Annotated in this window: 13 protein-coding genes and 2 pseudogenes; 7 read left to right on the forward strand and 8 right to left on the reverse strand. The window is 68.6% G+C overall.

Going from position 1 to position 15,070, the window contains the following annotated elements; all coding sequences use genetic code 11:
- Positions 1-30 precede the first annotated feature (30 nt).
- Positions 31-621 carry a TetR family transcriptional regulator gene (locus tag ACIPEK_RS24790; protein WP_401999848.1) on the forward strand — a complete coding sequence of 197 codons (591 nt, stop codon included), beginning with the start codon at positions 31-33 and terminating at the stop codon, positions 619-621.
- Between the two features lie 1,001 nt (positions 622-1,622).
- Here the strand turns inward: ACIPEK_RS24790 and ACIPEK_RS24795 are convergent.
- From ACIPEK_RS24795 to ACIPEK_RS24805, 3 genes are all read right to left on the reverse strand, one after another.
- Complete coding sequence (locus ACIPEK_RS24795; protein ID WP_401999850.1) at positions 1,623-1,838, reverse strand: hypothetical protein; 216 nt, start codon at positions 1,836-1,838, stop codon at positions 1,623-1,625.
- A gap of 33 nt (positions 1,839-1,871) precedes the next feature.
- Complete coding sequence (locus tag ACIPEK_RS24800; protein ID WP_401999853.1) at positions 1,872-2,675, reverse strand: DUF2254 family protein; 804 nt, start codon at positions 2,673-2,675, stop codon at positions 1,872-1,874.
- A 466-nt stretch (positions 2,676-3,141) separates the two neighbouring features.
- Complete coding sequence (locus ACIPEK_RS24805; RefSeq protein ID WP_401999856.1) at positions 3,142-4,149, reverse strand: DUF6528 family protein; 1,008 nt, start codon at positions 4,147-4,149, stop codon at positions 3,142-3,144.
- Positions 4,150-5,485: 1,336 nt separating this feature from the next.
- Here ACIPEK_RS24805 and ACIPEK_RS24810 point away from each other — a divergent pair.
- Complete coding sequence (locus tag ACIPEK_RS24810; RefSeq protein WP_401999859.1) at positions 5,486-5,938, forward strand: hypothetical protein; 453 nt, start codon at positions 5,486-5,488, stop codon at positions 5,936-5,938.
- 337 nt (positions 5,939-6,275) lie between these two features.
- Here ACIPEK_RS24810 and ACIPEK_RS24815 read toward each other — a convergent pair whose 3' ends face one another.
- From ACIPEK_RS24815 to ACIPEK_RS24825, 3 genes are all read right to left on the reverse strand, one after another.
- On the reverse strand, positions 6,276-6,869 hold the full coding sequence (locus ACIPEK_RS24815) for an HAD family hydrolase (protein ID WP_401999862.1): 594 nt from the start codon (positions 6,867-6,869) through the stop codon (positions 6,276-6,278).
- 38 nt (positions 6,870-6,907) lie between these two features.
- Positions 6,908-8,050: a cytochrome P450 gene (locus tag ACIPEK_RS24820; protein ID WP_401999865.1), complete on the reverse strand. Its 1,143-nt coding sequence runs from the start codon at positions 8,048-8,050 to the stop codon at positions 6,908-6,910.
- Between the two features lie 122 nt (positions 8,051-8,172).
- Positions 8,173-9,810: a prenyltransferase/squalene oxidase repeat-containing protein gene (locus ACIPEK_RS24825; protein WP_401999868.1), complete on the reverse strand. Its 1,638-nt coding sequence runs from the start codon at positions 9,808-9,810 to the stop codon at positions 8,173-8,175.
- Between ACIPEK_RS24825 and ACIPEK_RS24830 the strand changes: the two genes are divergently transcribed.
- Both ACIPEK_RS24830 and ACIPEK_RS24835 read left to right on the forward strand, forming a co-directional pair.
- A complete protein-coding gene (locus tag ACIPEK_RS24830; RefSeq protein ID WP_401999871.1) occupies positions 9,788-9,946 on the forward strand; it encodes a hypothetical protein in 159 nt (52 codons plus the stop codon). The two genes, ACIPEK_RS24825 and ACIPEK_RS24830, sit on opposite strands and share 23 nt — an antisense overlap.
- Positions 9,947-10,012: 66 nt before the next feature.
- Positions 10,013-10,306 (forward strand): hypothetical protein, encoded by a 294-nt coding sequence (locus tag ACIPEK_RS24835; RefSeq protein WP_401999874.1) that lies wholly within the window; start codon positions 10,013-10,015, stop codon positions 10,304-10,306.
- Positions 10,307-10,749: 443 nt separating this feature from the next.
- Here the strand turns inward: ACIPEK_RS24835 and ACIPEK_RS24840 are convergent, their stop codons facing one another.
- Complete coding sequence (locus ACIPEK_RS24840; protein WP_401999877.1) at positions 10,750-11,139, reverse strand: hypothetical protein; 390 nt, start codon at positions 11,137-11,139, stop codon at positions 10,750-10,752.
- 543 nt (positions 11,140-11,682) lie between these two features.
- Here ACIPEK_RS24840 and ACIPEK_RS24845 point away from each other — a divergent pair.
- Positions 11,683-12,207: a hypothetical protein gene (locus tag ACIPEK_RS24845; RefSeq protein ID WP_401999880.1), complete on the forward strand. Its 525-nt coding sequence runs from the start codon at positions 11,683-11,685 to the stop codon at positions 12,205-12,207.
- Between the two features lie 36 nt (positions 12,208-12,243).
- On the opposite strand, the pseudogene ACIPEK_RS24850 reads toward ACIPEK_RS24845, so the two are convergent.
- Positions 12,244-12,441, reverse strand: a pseudogene (locus ACIPEK_RS24850) (transposase); the annotation flags it as partial.
- Between the two features lie 172 nt (positions 12,442-12,613).
- On the opposite strand from ACIPEK_RS24850, the gene ACIPEK_RS24855 reads away from it, so the two are divergent.
- Positions 12,614-13,105 (forward strand): NUDIX domain-containing protein, encoded by a 492-nt coding sequence (locus tag ACIPEK_RS24855; protein WP_362007887.1) that lies wholly within the window; start codon positions 12,614-12,616, stop codon positions 13,103-13,105.
- A gap of 458 nt (positions 13,106-13,563) precedes the next feature.
- Positions 13,564-15,054, forward strand: a pseudogene (locus ACIPEK_RS24860) (ISL3 family transposase); the annotation flags it as partial.
- Positions 15,055-15,070 lie beyond the last annotated feature (16 nt).

The raw sequence follows: 15,070 nt of genomic DNA on the forward strand, positions 1-15,070 counted from the left end.
ATAACCGGTTGTTTACCTTAGGCTGGTGCTATGCCCTACGACTCCGCAGCAACCCGCGCAAAGATCCTCGTGGCGGCAATCGAGGAGTTCAGCGCCTACGGCTTCGCCGGTGCTCGCATCGAGCGCATCGCCGAGGCCGCGGGCGCCAACAAGCGGTCCATTTACGTGTACTACACCAACAAAGAGCTCTTGTTCGCCGCCGCCCTGCACAGGGTCATCAGCGAACTGAACGACGCGGTGCCGCTCACCGAGGACGACTTGCCGGGATACGCGGGCCGCATGTTCGACTACCTGACTCAGCGCCCTGCCGCGCTGCGCATGCATCTGTGGCGCCAGATGGAACGGCCTGAGCTGGGCCCCGACGCGGCGGACGTCTACAACGAGAAGATGGCCCGTATGACCGCGGACTCAGCCGCCGGGCAGCTACCGTCGACAGACCTGCTCGTCCTCATCACCGGGCTCACGCAGAGCTGGGTTCTCGCACCGCGAGATCTCCTCACGGCTGTCGACGGCGCCGACCCCTACCGGCCGGAACGGCTGGCCGAGCACCGGGCCGTCATCGTCGAAGCCGCCCGCCGCCTCTGCGCACCCGCCCCAAGAGACGCAGTCGGCTCGGCGTAGAGACGCGGCCGCCTCAGCAGCCGGCCTGAGAGGGCGATAGGAGACGGTTCCTCAGACTTGGTGCCGATCTGCCCCCCTGATGGCGGGCTACCCCCTGCGGAATTCGCGTGGACGACCTCACTGGCGGGCTTCGACCCGTGACTCCCCACCTCGCTGGAGGGAGTTCTGTCCGGTAAGTCCCTCTGTGAGCCTCCGGAGTGATCGCGTAAATTGGGTCGAGCTGGCTCTTATCGCCCTCTCACGTCTCCAAGATCGTCCCACTGCCCCTTCTTGGGCTCGCCTCATCCGGACCCCATATTGTTCTCCAGCGTGACGCTCATTTGACGCTCTGCGCGCCTGGTGACCCCCAGATGGAGACGGAGAACCACATCTGACCTGCGGTTTTGTCGATGCGCATCATGTGTGGTGTGGGCGTTATGGGCGATATCTTGACGCTGAAGTGACGCTCGTTATGATGGGCCATCAGGCGTGCTGCGTCGCTGGTCAGCAATCTGCTGACTGCGTGAGTGTGGCAGGGCGCTGGGAGTTTCATGGCGCAAAGCGGTGTCGCTGATCCACGCGCGCGGAACGCCCAGCAGGTTCTTCGTCTGCTGGTGGTACACGATCCGCATCACTGTTGACCAGCGAAAACGGATTCCTTGGTGCTCTTTGAGCGAGGCTTGGTCCGGGAATGGCCCGGATCTTGGGGCACTGAGGCGGTGCAGCCAGCGCTCTCGGATGACCCGCCCAGCGCCTGGACCGGTGGCGGTCCGCCGGGGGATCGCAAGGAGCCCGGAGACTTGACATCGAGACCCGCATATTGGAGCCGTCCCGCGCAGGCTGCACGCCGGCGCAGGAGACCGTCGTCTCTCGTCGGTCGCCTTGTTCGCCAGGGCCTCGGCGAGATGGCTGTTCCCCGTGCCCGAGACCCCGGCCACAGCTTGATTCGGGCGAACTTTCTCGGCCTGACAGACCGTCCGGTTGCCGGCCCACTCGCTCCCCGGGAGCCATGAGCCCGGTGATCAGTCACTGCCTGCCTCGGCTCCTCCCAGACCGCGCGGATCCGCCCGGGCCGCAATGGCGTTCAGCAGCGGATCGGGCAGCGCGGTTGCGGCCAGGCGCTCAAGCGCCTGACGGCGTTCGACAACCGGTGTTGTGCGTGCGTCTGTCGTGACGGCGAGCGGGTGGTCGAACAGGGCGTTCAGGCGTGCGTCGGACGACCTGCGGGTTGGCGGCACCGTAGAGGAGCGTTTCGTCGAGGGCGAGGGAGATCAGATCGGTCCAGTGGGGGCGGAGCTGTGAACACGTGGCCGGCCGCGCCTGTCCACCAGCCAGGCGGGGCCGAGGGGCCGGTCCGACAGGCGCAGGAGTGCGTCCTCGATCTGGTCCAGTGCCTGAACTGCGGTGGTCGGGTCGTTGACGGCGGGGGACAGCGCCCTGATGGCGATGTCCGCGAGGAGACGGAATCCGTACGCGACGTCCTGCTCCACGGTGCGGCTGGGCCCGAAGCGGACGCAGGCGGCCATATGCCGGGCCAGCCGCTCGTATCCAGCCCGGTCGGCGTCCCGGCCGTCCGGTGGCTCCACATACGCCACCGTCGTTCCCGATCCGACGAAGTCGCCTACGGCGTGCACGAAGCGGACGCGGACGTCGTTGCGGGAAGCGAGCCGGGTCAGACGGGGCTCGTCCAGAGCGACGATCACGGACGGCCGTCCGCGGTGCAGGACCGGCAGTTGTCCGTCCGGTGGGTCCACGTACGGACCCGGGACGGGCGGCTGGGTGTCGGCGGGATAGGTCTGGTCGACGACGGCGCGCAGCCGTTCACCCACGGCCCGGGCCAGTGCGCCGCCTGTCACGGCATGCCGGAGGGAGGCGAGCAGGGACAGTACGGTCACGGCGTCGACGAGGACGAGTGCGACGGCGAAGGTCACACTCAGCCGGGGGACGTCCTCCCCTCGGATCTGGCTCAGTGCGACCAGCGTGTACAGCGCGGTGCCGATCAGGAGGCCGAACAGGACGAGGTACCGGCTGAAGTGGCCGAGGGCCGCCACCAGCCGGGGTGACATGGACTGCACCGTCTGGACGACCAGGGTGATCGCTCTTCGTTATTGGTGGAGAGCAATACGTTGCACACGCCGGAATTCGAGCGACTGCTACCCGGCTACGGTCCCCGTGATGGCCCTTGGCAGGCCAGGCGACTGAGACGGTCCGCCGGGCCGTCACGAAATTCCTGGGGCCGGCGTGATGTGTAGGTGAGTGACGTTCTCCGACGAAGACGACCCGAGCTGTCGAGTGTCAGGCCACCGGTGTGACCGGAGAGAGCACTCGGTTGGCGTCGCCTCCCTGTACAGCCTCTCGGGCGCCGGAAATCGCCTCGTGGGGCACGCCGAGGGAGACCGCGCTGACATCTGACAGGTGTGCTCCGTCGGTCCGATCGAGCGGTACCCGTCTACCTGACCGGCATGGAACGATCGCCGAACATCTTCAAGGCACCCACCACCTGAGGGCGGCCTGTTGGAGGTGCCGCCGCGGGCCGGAGTGTCAGACCCACCAACGGGCTTTGTAAATACTCGTCGAGGGCAGGGAGTCGTAGCGGTCCGGGTTGATGAAGCGGACCTGCGAGCTGCACCAGGTGCAGCTGGTCTGTCCGTCGGGCCTGACCGTGATGATCTGGCCGGTCTCCGGATGCTGGCTGATGCTCTTGACGCCGGAGCTGTCGAGACCGGGCGGCTGAGTGGCCCTGGCGAACGTGCCCGTGGCGACCGAGAAACGGTAGACGTTCCTGCTCGTACTGAGCCAGCGGTCGCCGGGGCTGCCCGGCACCGGAGCCAGGTCATGGCCCCCCGTCGCGGGCAGCGTGTAGCGGTACCGCAGGGTCAGGGCGGGCCGGGCGGCGGTTCCGGTGAGGGCCAGACCGTGGAGCTCGCTGGTGCCGATGACCCACAGCAGGTTCCGGCTCGCACTCCAGGAAACCGCGTGAGCGCCGGCCAGCCTGTACTGCACGTAACGGCTGGCCCGGGGCCCCTGCGAGGCCGCATAGAGACGGACGTACCCGCCGGTGCTCGCAGCGATGGCGACGTTGCCGTCCGGAAGCATCTCGAGGCTGTGGACGTTGTCGGCGCGCGGAAGGGCCTGCGCCCAGTACGTGGTGCCCCGGGTCCGGTTGACAGCTACCGCCAGCCCCCCCGACGCACTGGCGAGGAGGAACACCCCCCTGCTCGTCACCGCTTGCGTCGCCTCGCTGACGTTCACCCAGCTCCGTGCCGGGGCGAGGTCCGAAAGCCCGGGGTCGGACGCGGGATTCCAACTCCACAGCCGCGACAGATCCAGCGATCGCCCCCGAGTGCTCAGCAGCGTCTGCGACTCTACGAGGATCACCGACTGCGAACGCTGGTCACACAGCAGAAGGGTTCCCTGGGTGGCCAGGGAGCGTGCAGGAGCTGCTCCCAGAAGTGGAACAAGCCCCGCGACGGCAGATGCCCGCAGCAACCCTCGACGTGTCAGCCCGGTCTTCGGTCCACTCACAGCGCGAGATTCCTGATTCAGCATCCGCCAGGCCTATCACGGTGCGCGCAGCACCCCTGAGAACGTTATGACGCGGCGCAGCGGAAGTAGCTCGTCCGTCGTAAGGGTGGGTGCCGGGACCTGATTTCGAACAAGGCGAACATCTGGCGCACACACACTTTGCGGCGCCCGACCGGGGGCAGCCAGTGCGTGATGATGGGCAGACCGTCACCGCAGGAACAGCGCTTTCCCCCGAGGCGGCATGGCCGCCAATTGATCGTGACGATCTTCGCAAGGCGCATTCTGGCTTGCCTCCGGTGTCGACCCGGCAGAGTGTGCGCGCCGCGCCGGACAGAGCATCCAGGTCCTCTTCCGCTACTACGCCAAGTTTCTGGCCGAGGCGCGGAACCATGCCAACAGCCTGATCGAGGAGTCGATGCGAAGGTGGGAGGGGCAGGACCGCAGTGCAGAGGACACATGAGCCGGGCCTTGGCCCGGAAATGCCCCGGAACAGCTGGTCAGAGGTGGGATAGCAGTGGGAGATATCGGGAGTTACTCCGCACTTCACCCCGTTGCTTAGATGCGCTCCAGGGAGGGCGCCTGAACAGGTGAAACACCTGTTCAGGCGCCCTTTTTTGACGTCTAGAAGAAGCCCAGCTTCTTCGGCGAGTACGACACCAAAAGATTCTTCGTCTGCTGGTGGTATGCGTTCCGCACTGCTGGTGACCAGCAAAAAAGCGTTCCTCGGTGGTCTTCGAGCCCGGCCTGGTCCGGGTATGGCCCGGATCCTGGGCGAAATGAGATTCGGTGTCGGTTGCGAGCCAGCCCGGGTGGACGCCGCGCAGCGCGATCATCGAAGCGCCAAGACGTTCGGCGAGGGGTGGCCGGGGCGGATTCGGCGGTGAATACGGCTGTCGCCGTGGGGGACGCCTGTGCCGCCCTGATCGACGGGAGCTGAAGCGGTTGATGGGTGCATCGAGGTTGCGTGCCCGAGTCAGGGGTCGGCGTGAGTAGTCTCAACGGCAACCAGGTCCGAACCGGTGGACTTCGTCATGGAGGCCCCTGGGGCAGGGCGCTGACCTGCTGATTCGCCGCCAAAGGGGGTGCTGACCTGCGGTGATTCATCTTTCTCGTCTTTCAGCGTCGTGTGGGCTTGTGCAGCTCAAACTCCCCACGAACTCCCCACCCCGCTCGGGGACTCCCCAGCCGCTCCCCAGGGGGAACGGCTGGGGAGCGGCCGACGGGGAGGCGCTGTTGTCCCATCAGTACGCGGCCGGCTCTTGACGCCCTCTCCGTCGGCGCCCCCACAGCACGGCCTGCCCGCCAGTTGCCCCTGAGGGGTGCCCGCCGCCGGTGACCTGGGGCCCGCACGAGATGACCGATGGCCTCCCCACCTGCCGGTGCCGATATGACCGCAGCGGGCGGAGGCCGAAGCCCCCAGTCCCGCAAGCTGACCGTCGTCTCCCTGGCCGCCGAAGCCGGACTGCGCCGTAACAAGCTCACCCACACGCACACCGGCCTCAAGGACGTGTTCGCGCGGACCGGGGAAAGGACTACGACAGCCCCTGCTGTGCTGGAAGGAGCCGAAGCCCGCGACACCGTCGCCCTCGCCGCGTACGACGATCACCTGCACGCCGTCTACCCGGCGGCCGACAGCGAGGAACTGATGCACACCCGCTACGACGGGGGCGGCTGGAGCACACCCGAAACGGTCGAGGGCCACCCCTGCACCACCACCCCGGCCCTGATGACCCTGCGCCAGGGCCCGGGGGCTCCCGACGACGGCCTCCTCCTCGTCCACCGCGGCCCCGGCCAGCCCCGCTTCACCAACTGACAGGCCCGCCGACCCGGACCACGTGTGAAGCGGCGGACTGGGCCATCACCAAGACCCCCGGCAGACCGTTGCCCCCTGCGTACGGAGATGCTGCCCTTCGTCCCATCGGGGCAGCTTCTGCGGTCCCTTCAGAGTGGGCCCGCGGTGACGTATCGCATCGCATCGCGTGCGTGAACATCCGGCCCCCGCGGATTCGCGAGTGAGCCCCGGACCGATGCGGTCAGGGGCTCACGGTTTCCTGCCCTCGCGGTTCAGGCCGACGCAAATCTCGCGGGCCGGGTCGACCGGTCGATGGTCAGAGTCGCCGGACACCACCTGGTCAGCACCTTTGCGGGAGTCACCGCCAAGATAGCTGTCGGATGTCGAGGACGTGCAGGCCGGCTGTGGTGGCGGCAGTGATGCCTTCGTCGGTGTCCTCGTGGGCCAGGCACTGGCTCGTGTGTACGTCGAGGAGTTGGGCGGCGTGCAGGTATGCGTCGGGGGCGGGCTTGGGGTGGGCGACGTGGTCGCGGCCGACGATGGTCCAGGGCAGGTCGTCCAGTCCGATGACGGTCAGGCCCGCGCGGACGACGTCGCTGTAGTTGGCGGAGACGACGGCGACGGCGGCGTGTGCGGCGGCAGTGCGCGCGGCGGTGGCGGCCGCGGTGATCGGGAGAATCTGGTCGGTGTGCGCGAACCAGTAGGCGCGGGCGGCGTGGACGAAGGTGTCCTCGGGCAGGGCCGCGGGTGGGAGGGTCAGACGCCGGCGCAGTTGGGCAGCGGTGAAGACGGGTTCGGCGGCCAGCCAGGTGGGGGTGATGGTGATGCCATGGGCGGCGAGCGAGGCCAGCACCGCGGCATGGTTGACGGCGGCAGTGTCGGCGAGGGTGCCGTCGAAGTCGAAGGTGTACGCGGCGTACGGGCCGCGGCCCTTGGATGTTGGCGTCGCCACCGCATGATTCCTTCCTGCCGGGGCCGGGCGGTGGGGGCTCAGGCGGTGACGTGTACGAAGAGCTGCGCGGGGCCGTGGATGACGCGGTGGGTGTGGGTGGGGATCTGGTCGGGGGCGGTGGCCAGGTGCAGGTCGGGGAAGCGGTTCAGCATCGTGGTGAGCAGGGTGCGCAGTTCGGTGCGGGCGAGTTGGTCGCCGATGCAGTGGTGGGGGCCGTGGCCGAAGCTGAGGTGTTTGGCGGCGTCGGGGCGGTGGGGGTCGAAGTGGTCGGGGTCGGTGAACCGGTTGGGGTCGCGGTTGGCGGCGGGCAGGTGGAGGACGACCCGCTCGCCGGTCTGGATGGGTTGTCCGGCGATGGTGAGGGGTTCGCGGGCCACGCGCAGCAGGCCGAACTGGAGGACGGTGGCGTAGCGCAGGGTCTCCTCGATGACGTCGTCGACCAGATCGGGTCGGCGGCGCGCGGTGTCCCACAGGCGGGGTGGGTGCAGCAGGAGAAGGGTGGCGAGGCCGAGGACGTTGGCGGTGGTCTCGTGTCCGGCGATGAGGATGAGCTGGGCCAGGGCGGCGATCTCGTCGTCGGTCAGCGTCGGGTCGTCGGCTTGGGCGTGGAGGAGGCCGGAGAGGAGGTCGTCGGCAGGCTGTACGCGCCTGACGCGGATGAGTTGCAGCAGGTAGTCCTTCAGCTCGGCTTTGCTGGCCAGGAGCTGGTCGCGGGTGCGGTCCAGGGAGAGCAGTTCGGCGGTCAGGCGCTGGTACTGGTCGCGGTCGGTGAAGGGGACGCCGAGGAGTTCACTGATCACCAGGCAGGGGACGGGCTGGGCGACAGTGGCCATCAGGTCCACCGGCCCGGGCGCGGCGGCCATGACGTCGAGGTGGTCGTCGACGATGGTCTGGATCCGTGGGGCGAGCTGGTTGATCCGGCGGGTGGTGAACTGGCCGGCCACCAGGCGGCGCAGGCGGGTGTGTTCGGGCGGGTCGCTGGTGAGCAGGTCGGAGGGGCGCAGGACGGTCATCTCCGCCGGGGTGATGAGGCTGGCGCGGATGTGGGAGTTCAGATGGGGGCGCCGGGAGCTGAGCCGGGGGTCGGCCAGCGCGGTTCGGACGTCGTCGTAGCGGGTGATCAGCCAGCCCGGCGGGCCGTCGGGGAAGGCCAAAGGCGCCACCGGCAGCTCGGCACGCAAACGCCCCAATTCTTCGGGGAGGTCGAGCAGAGAGGGCCGGTCGACCGGTAGGGGCCTCGGCGTACGGACGGGGCACGCGGGCTGTAGCCCGCCGGTGGCGGGTGAGTCCGCCGGGTCCCGGCTCATTCGGCCGGGGCGGTGTCGCAAGCGGTCAGGGCCAGCAGGACCCAGATGTCGGTGAAGACCGGTACGTCGAACAGCAGCGGGCGGGGGGCGACCTGGTCGGGCAGCGCGGTGAAGGTGCCGTCGGGTCGCTGCCGGGACAGCAGATGTTCCACGCCCGCCCGCACCACCTGATCTTCCTGGCGGCGCCGGTTCATCGCGGACAGGGCGAGCAGTGAGTAGCTGGTGCTGGTGGTATCGCTGGGGTCGCCCGGGCGGTAGCCCCAGCCGCCGTCATCGTTCTGGGCCCGGGCAAGGAACCGGTAGGAGGCGTCGCTCGCGTCGGCGATGCGCTGGGCCAGGGTGGTACGGGCCGGTTCGGGCATCGAGTGCAGCGCCCACATCGCCCGCCAGATCGTGTTCGCCTCGCTCAGGCTCCAGCTGCGCTCGAACGTGCCGTCCTTGTGCTGTGCGTCCAGCAGCCAGCGCGCCCCGTTCGCCAGCAGGTCACCATGAGCGGCGCCGTTCCAGGCCAGGGCGCAGAGGGCGCCGGCGGTCATGCCGACCTCGGACGGGTCGCCCTTCATGTAGGTGGGGAACCCGCCGTCTCTGCCGGCGATGCTCCGGAAGTACCCGCCCGCCCGCTTCAGGGCCGGCCGGTGGCGTGCGGGGTCGACGGCGGCCAGGCACGCCGCGGCGTAGGAGCTGGCGTCCACGTCGCTGTGCCCCATGTGCTCGCCGAACGCCCACCCACCATCGGGCATCTGCTGACCGGTCAGGTAGTCGCACATGCGGTGCAGCAGACCACGGTCAGCTCCCGCCCGTGCCAGGGCCAGCCCGGCGGGGCCGGTACTGAACACGTCCAGGTTCGCCATGCTCGGCACACCCCCGTCCGTGTTCCGGCACGCCAGCACGGCGGCCACACCGGACTGAACGAGCGCATGCCCCGGGGCGAACTCGTGGACCGCGAGCAGCGCCATCAAGTGGGCGGCGGGGTAGTTCTCCCACACCGGTGTCCGGCTGGAGCCCAGCAGCTCCAGCAGCCGCCCACGCTCCCACTCGGTGACCTGGTCGCCCGCGCCGAGACCGTGCGCGACCACGACCCGCACACTCAGCATGATCATCTCAATCCAGGTGACCGTATTGTCGCCGCCGCCGCTGTCGCTACCGGCGTCTGCGCTACGGTCCGGCTCGCGGGGCGGGCGGAGCATGGACTCATCGAACGGGGCCGCGCCGGCCACGGCCAGGTACACGTCGAACAGCAGCCGCTTGCGCACGCGTGAGAAGTGGTCGAACCCGGCCAGCAGCTGACTGCCCACCACATCGGTGCCGGGGCTGAGGCCGTCGAGAGCGGCCCGCGCCATGGCTGTGCCGAACGCGTCAGCTCGCGCCTGCGGGCCGCCCAGGTACGCCGCGAGTTCACGCTGCTCCTGCGGGTGGCTGCCGCACCGGCGCAACAGCACCAGCAGAAGCGCCGACTCCAGCGCCCGGCTCGCGCACGGCCTGCGTACCGTACCGTCCGAGCCGACAACGGCAGTCAGGCCGACGCGCACGCTTTCCCGGACGGCCGTCAGCCGCCCGGCCGCCGAAGGTTCGGTTGCCGGGTCCAGGTCGCCGGATGCACCCGAACCGCTCGTGCCGATCTCGCTCGTCGTCACCGTCACCTCCTCGCTCTCCAGCCGCGGCCCGGGCCGCTCCATGTCGGCAGCCGCGCATCAGCGCCGCAAGGAGCTGATACAGCTGAGCGAAGCGCACACCGGTGCCGGGAAGGACAGTTGTTCGGAACTGGCGTGAACGACACCGACTTGTGCCGCCGGCTGAACACTTCGTGATCAGTGCTGCCGCAGCAGGGCGACACCCGTGTCGCTGTCCCGTGGAACCGTCGGTGCCGGGGCGTGCAGTTTCGTGGACAGCTTCTTCGAGCATCCAGCGTTCTTTTCCAGGAACGGCCTCACCGCCAACCGCGAGCTGTGGGACTGGCGGGAGACCGTGCTGGAGGGCACCGCGCAGCGCCGCGACGGCCACCTCGTACTCAACGGCGACGACGGCAAGTCGGCGCAGTGCTCGGCGCTGTCGCTCAGTAGTACCGCCACGAAGATCGTCGTGGAGGAGTTGGTGCTGGTGGTGGAGAGCTTCGAGAGGGTCACCGAGTAACGGCCGCGGCGCGCTCCCTTGCCGCAGGTCACGGCTCGTGGGCACCCGGCGGCTTCGCCCACCGCCGCGCTCGACCGGTCGGCTGGCACGGGCGCCGGTGGCCGCGAGGCACGGGAGGCGAGGAACAGCAAAACGAGACCGGCGCCAAGCCCTGGCACTGCCCGGTCGCTTACGACCTCTGCGGGACATTGCAGGCACCCGATGAGGAGTCTCGTTGACCAGTTCGCCGTCCAGGTCCTGACCGCGCCCCGGGCGGTCGTGTGTCCGCGGGGTCTCGCTGCTGGCCGTCCGGATCCTCCCCGAGTGCGGGCGGGGACCCGCCGGGCCGGTGCGAGTTGCTCACCGGCCCGGCAGTCGCCCGGTATGCCCACCCGGTGCCTTCGCCGGGCAAGACCCCCGGGGGTCTTCGTCCGGTCGCACCGGCTGGGCGCCCCGGCTGTCAGTTACAGGACGGCGACGGTGAAGGGGACGTCGGCCGGGTCGTTGTGGTAGTTGCTCGTGACCACCGTAATGGTGCGGGTCTTGCCGTTGCAGTTGCTGTTGGGGATGGCGGTGATCATGGACCGGTTGTTGTTGACGGTGGCGAGGACGGCCGCGTTGCGCAGGTCGATGGTGGGATCGGAGACCGCCACGCAGTAGTACCCCGCGGGCCGTCCCTCCAGGCGCTCCGAAGAGGCGACGTTCTTGGTGGCCAGGAGCGTTCCGTTCGCGCTCACCTTCGCGGCGGCACGGGCGTAGGGGGCGTTCAGGTCCGCCGGCGCCGCCGAAGCAGACCCCGCGAGGAGCGGCACGGACGCAACGGCGGTGACAAGGGCCAGGTATCGGGTGCGCATGGTGGTGCCCTTCTTGGCCCCGCCCCTCACGGGCAGGGGCCGTTTGGAGGAAGACGTGTCCGCCCGAACGGCGGTGATCGCGCGACAGCACTTCAAGACCGCCGCCACGCCGGTGACCACGGTAGGGGCGACAACCCCGCACAGCCCCATTGACCAGCGGAAATACCCCCGTTCGAGTGAGATCGGCGCCCGGGAAGCGATGCGGGGCCGCCAGGACGCCGAGGGCCGGTTCGGCGCCCATCCCAGCACGCCCCCGCACACCCAGGCGGCCGCGTTCCCGCCCGCGCCGTGCCGTCAGCGGCGGGTGTCGCCGGGTGTCAGGAGGCTGGCCAGCTCCGAGATCGCCTCGGGAAAGGCTCGGAGCAGCAGCGGACGTTCTCTATTCCCTGTGCCTCGACTTGGCCATCAGCATCAGCGGTGATGCGCTCTGTTTGCTGTTCGGCTGGAACGCGCCCACGAAGGAGTGAATGGCACGAGGGTGAGCACCCCTGCCATTTGGATGAGCCTGAGCAAGCCCCCTTCTCAGGTGAGGACCCTGACGTTATGTCGAATGGACTTCCGCCGATCGGCGCCGAAATCCCCTGCTCCGCCATCGCTATCAACACCCCGATGAAGGTCAACGGCGTCCCCGTGTCTGTTGACTTCAGCGGTGGCAGGAAGTACCGCGTCGACGTCAATCCGGGGGACGAGAGTTCCGTCCGGATGCGGATCGTCGGACACAAGATGCACGAGGGGGGTCCCCGCGAGCAGAACCCCGACTTCGCCTTCGAACAAAACGACGTCGACGTTGACTCGCCCTCCATCCTGCGGCTGACTCAGAAGTTCCCGCCCAGGTACGAGTTCCGCGAGGTCACGAGCTTCACGATGACCATCGACCGGCCCGAGGACGACGAACCGATCGTGCTGGTCACCAAGGAACCGATGGTCCTCATCGGACAGCTGACCCAGTTCCCGCCCCGTGGCGACCTCTTCCAGCTGGAGAAGCCGGTCGAGCTGATCAACGAAGACGACCCGACGAAGGTCGTCGCCGTCATCGAGAAGTTCCCCGTCAAGATCGGCGGCCTCTAAGAGGGCGTTTGATCTAGGCGGATTGCCCTTTCTGCCCTAGTAGGTTCCTCGCCAGGTGGGGGTGGCTTCGTCCGTTATGCGTTTGGCGAGGTTGTCGATCGAGGCGATGTGGATCATGGCTTCGGAACTGGTGGTGAGGGTCTCGTAGTCGCGGGCGAGGCGGCGGTGCATCATGATCCATCCGATGCTGCGCTCGACCACCCAGCGCCTTTTGACGACGTGGAAGCCGCGCTGATCCAGACCGGCACCGAGTCCTACCGCTTCCAGTCCACCGAAGCCGACCGCCAGGCCGCTGCACGGTCATGAGGCTCTCTGAATCCGGCTCTGACCAGACTTGCGTGAAAGCTCAGCCCAGTGACCAGCTCCGTTGGTCACCCAGGGACCGCGGTTCTAACCTGATGAGGTGATGAAACCGGAGGGAAGCCTGGTGCCGCGCCCGAGCGCGCGCGTGGTGTTGCTGGACGACGCCAGTCGGCTACTGCTGTTCTCTGCCCTGAACAAGGAGGACGGTTCCGTTCGGTGGTTCACCCCTGGAGGCGGGCTCAAGCCAGGCGAAAGCCACGAGCAGGCAGCCCTGCGGGAGTTGCAGGAAGAAACCGGGCTGACGAACCTCTCACTGGGTCCGGAGATTTGGCGAGGGCGCCCGTGGACAGCGGTCCGGGGCGGCGTCGCTTATGAGGTTCGCCAGCGCTACTACATGGCCCGGGTGCCTGCGTTCCAGGTCGATACCTCGGCCTTCGAAGAGATCGAGAAGGCCGCGATCACCGGGCACCGCTGGTGGACCACAGCGGAACTGGCCGCGACCTCAGATGTGCTGCGGCCGGCTGAGCTGCCGAAACTATTGGCGTCCTTGCTGACCGACGGCCCACCGGACCGACCGATCCCCGTAGACGGCTGAGCGCACGTCATTAAGCGCACCGCCGACCAATAGCCGGCCGCACGCGAGGCCGGGCCCTTCCGAACCGTGCCTGTCAGGGACACGGACCAGCAGGACCCGGGACAGCCAAACTATCGCCAAACACTTCCGGACCACGGCGGACACTCCACATCCGCAGGCGTGATGTCACCCGACAGGGGTGGCTCCCGAACCCGTTGACGATCATGGACCTGTGCCGGGCCCATCCTCGTCACAGATGGAGCAAAGTGGCTCCCAAACTCGCCGATGCAGTGGCTCCCGTTCACGGGTCTGGCCCAGGTTGTGTGGTCGGTGACGCTGGGTGACGGATTCTGTGGGTCGGCGGGGCAGGGAGATCGTCCGAAACTCGTCAGCCCGGTTCCGGGGGCGGCGGACATTCAGCGGCTGTGTCGCAATCGTGGTCGTGGCTCGCCGAGTTGCTGTTCCCATCGCTGTCTCAGATGGAGGTCGTCTGTGCCGAAGCATCCGGTCCGGTGGTGCGGATCGAGGCCCGCGTGGCCACCCCGGGTGCGGCCTGCCCCGACTGCGGAACACGGTCTGACCGGATCCACGGTTCCTACCTGCGCTATCCGTCGGACCTGCCCAGCTGCGGCCGGCCAGTGGTCCTGGCGCTGCGGGTACGCCGGTTCGCCTGCCCGGACGTCACGTGCCGGCGCAAGACATTCGTCGAGCAGGTGGACGGGCTGACGCGCCGCCACGGCCAAGTCACCGAAAGACAGCGCGCGTCCGTCGCTGGACTGGGCCTGGCCCTGGCCGGGCGGGCCGGAGCGCGGATGGCCACGCTGCTGGGCATCCGCGCGAGCCGCAGCACACTGCTGCGCCGCGTCATGGAACTGCCAGACCGCGCCGTCGGCGCCCCGACGGCGGTTGGGGTCGACGACTTCGCCCTGCGCAAGGGCCAGACCTATGGCACGGTGATCACCAACGCAGTTACCCACGAGGTCCTGGACCTGCTGCCCGAGCGCGACGCGGCCACGCTCGCCCCGTGGCTGGCCAGGCACCCGCAAATCGAGGTGATCTGCCGGGACAGGGCCAGCGCGTACGCCGAGGCGGCCGGCAACGCAGCGCCGCAGGCCCAACAGGTCGCCGATCGCTACCACTTGTGGGCGAACCTGGTCCGCGCCGTCGAGCGCGTCGTCACCGATCACCGCCCATGCCTGCGCAGCGTTCCCGAATCCGAGCCGGAACCCCAACCCCAGTGGGAGACGCCCCTGCCTGCCGAGACCAGCACCACCGACGACGGTGAGCCAGTGGACCCGACCGGGCGCATGGCCGAACGACGACGCGCCAACCACGCCGTGGCCCACCAACTCCTGGCCAGCGGGATGAGCCAGCGCGCCGTCGCCCGGCACCTGGGCTGGAGCCGCAACACCGTGCGCCGCTACGCCGAGGCCGAGCAGTGGCAGGACATGATGAAGGGCCCGCAGGCCCCGCGCAGCGTCAAGCTCGACCCCTACAAGCCCTACATGCTGCGACGATGGGAAGAGACCGGCGGCAAGATCAGCGGCATGGCGCTCCTCGGTGAGATCACCGCCCGCGGTTACCGCGGCGGATACACCCAGTTCGGAGTGTGGAAGCGGCGCGACCTGCTCTCCCCGGACGGCCCTCCACCGCCACCGCGGCCACCCACCGTCCGCGAGGCCACCGAGTGGCTCACCCGCCACCCCGACGGCCTTACCGCGGAAGAAGCCATCCAACGCAAGTCCCTCCTGGCCCACTGCCCTGAACTGGACACCACCGCCCAGCTGGTCAACTCCTTCGCCGAGATGCTCACTCTGCTCGACGGCGACCGGCTTCCTGAGTGGATCGCAGAGGCCACAGGCGCAGGTCTGCCCGGGATCAGCACCTTCGCGAACGGACTGAACAGCGACTACACCGCCGTGCACGCCGGATTGACCACACAGTGGAACTCCGGCCATGTGGAAGGCGCCGTGAACAGGATCATTC

Source organism: Streptomyces sp. NPDC088246 (genome assembly GCF_044741025.1).
GTDB lineage: Bacteria > Actinomycetota > Actinomycetes > Streptomycetales > Streptomycetaceae > Streptomyces.

Bases quoted from the DNA above. Each gene is read 5' to 3' on its own strand.
- ACIPEK_RS24810 (WP_401999859.1), top strand. From the start codon at position 5,486: ATGGCCTCCCCACCTGCCGGTGCCGATATGACCGCAGCGGGCGGAGGC.
- ACIPEK_RS24805 (WP_401999856.1), bottom strand. From the start codon at position 4,149: ATGCTGAATCAGGAATCTCGCGCTGTGAGTGGACCGAAGACCGGGCTG.
- ACIPEK_RS24790 (WP_401999848.1), top strand. From the start codon at position 31: ATGCCCTACGACTCCGCAGCAACCCGCGCAAAGATCCTCGTGGCGGCA.
- ACIPEK_RS24840 (WP_401999877.1), bottom strand. From the start codon at position 11,139: ATGCGCACCCGATACCTGGCCCTTGTCACCGCCGTTGCGTCCGTGCCG.
- ACIPEK_RS24845 (WP_401999880.1), top strand. From the start codon at position 11,683: ATGTCGAATGGACTTCCGCCGATCGGCGCCGAAATCCCCTGCTCCGCC.
- ACIPEK_RS24855 (WP_362007887.1), top strand. From the start codon at position 12,614: ATGAAACCGGAGGGAAGCCTGGTGCCGCGCCCGAGCGCGCGCGTGGTG.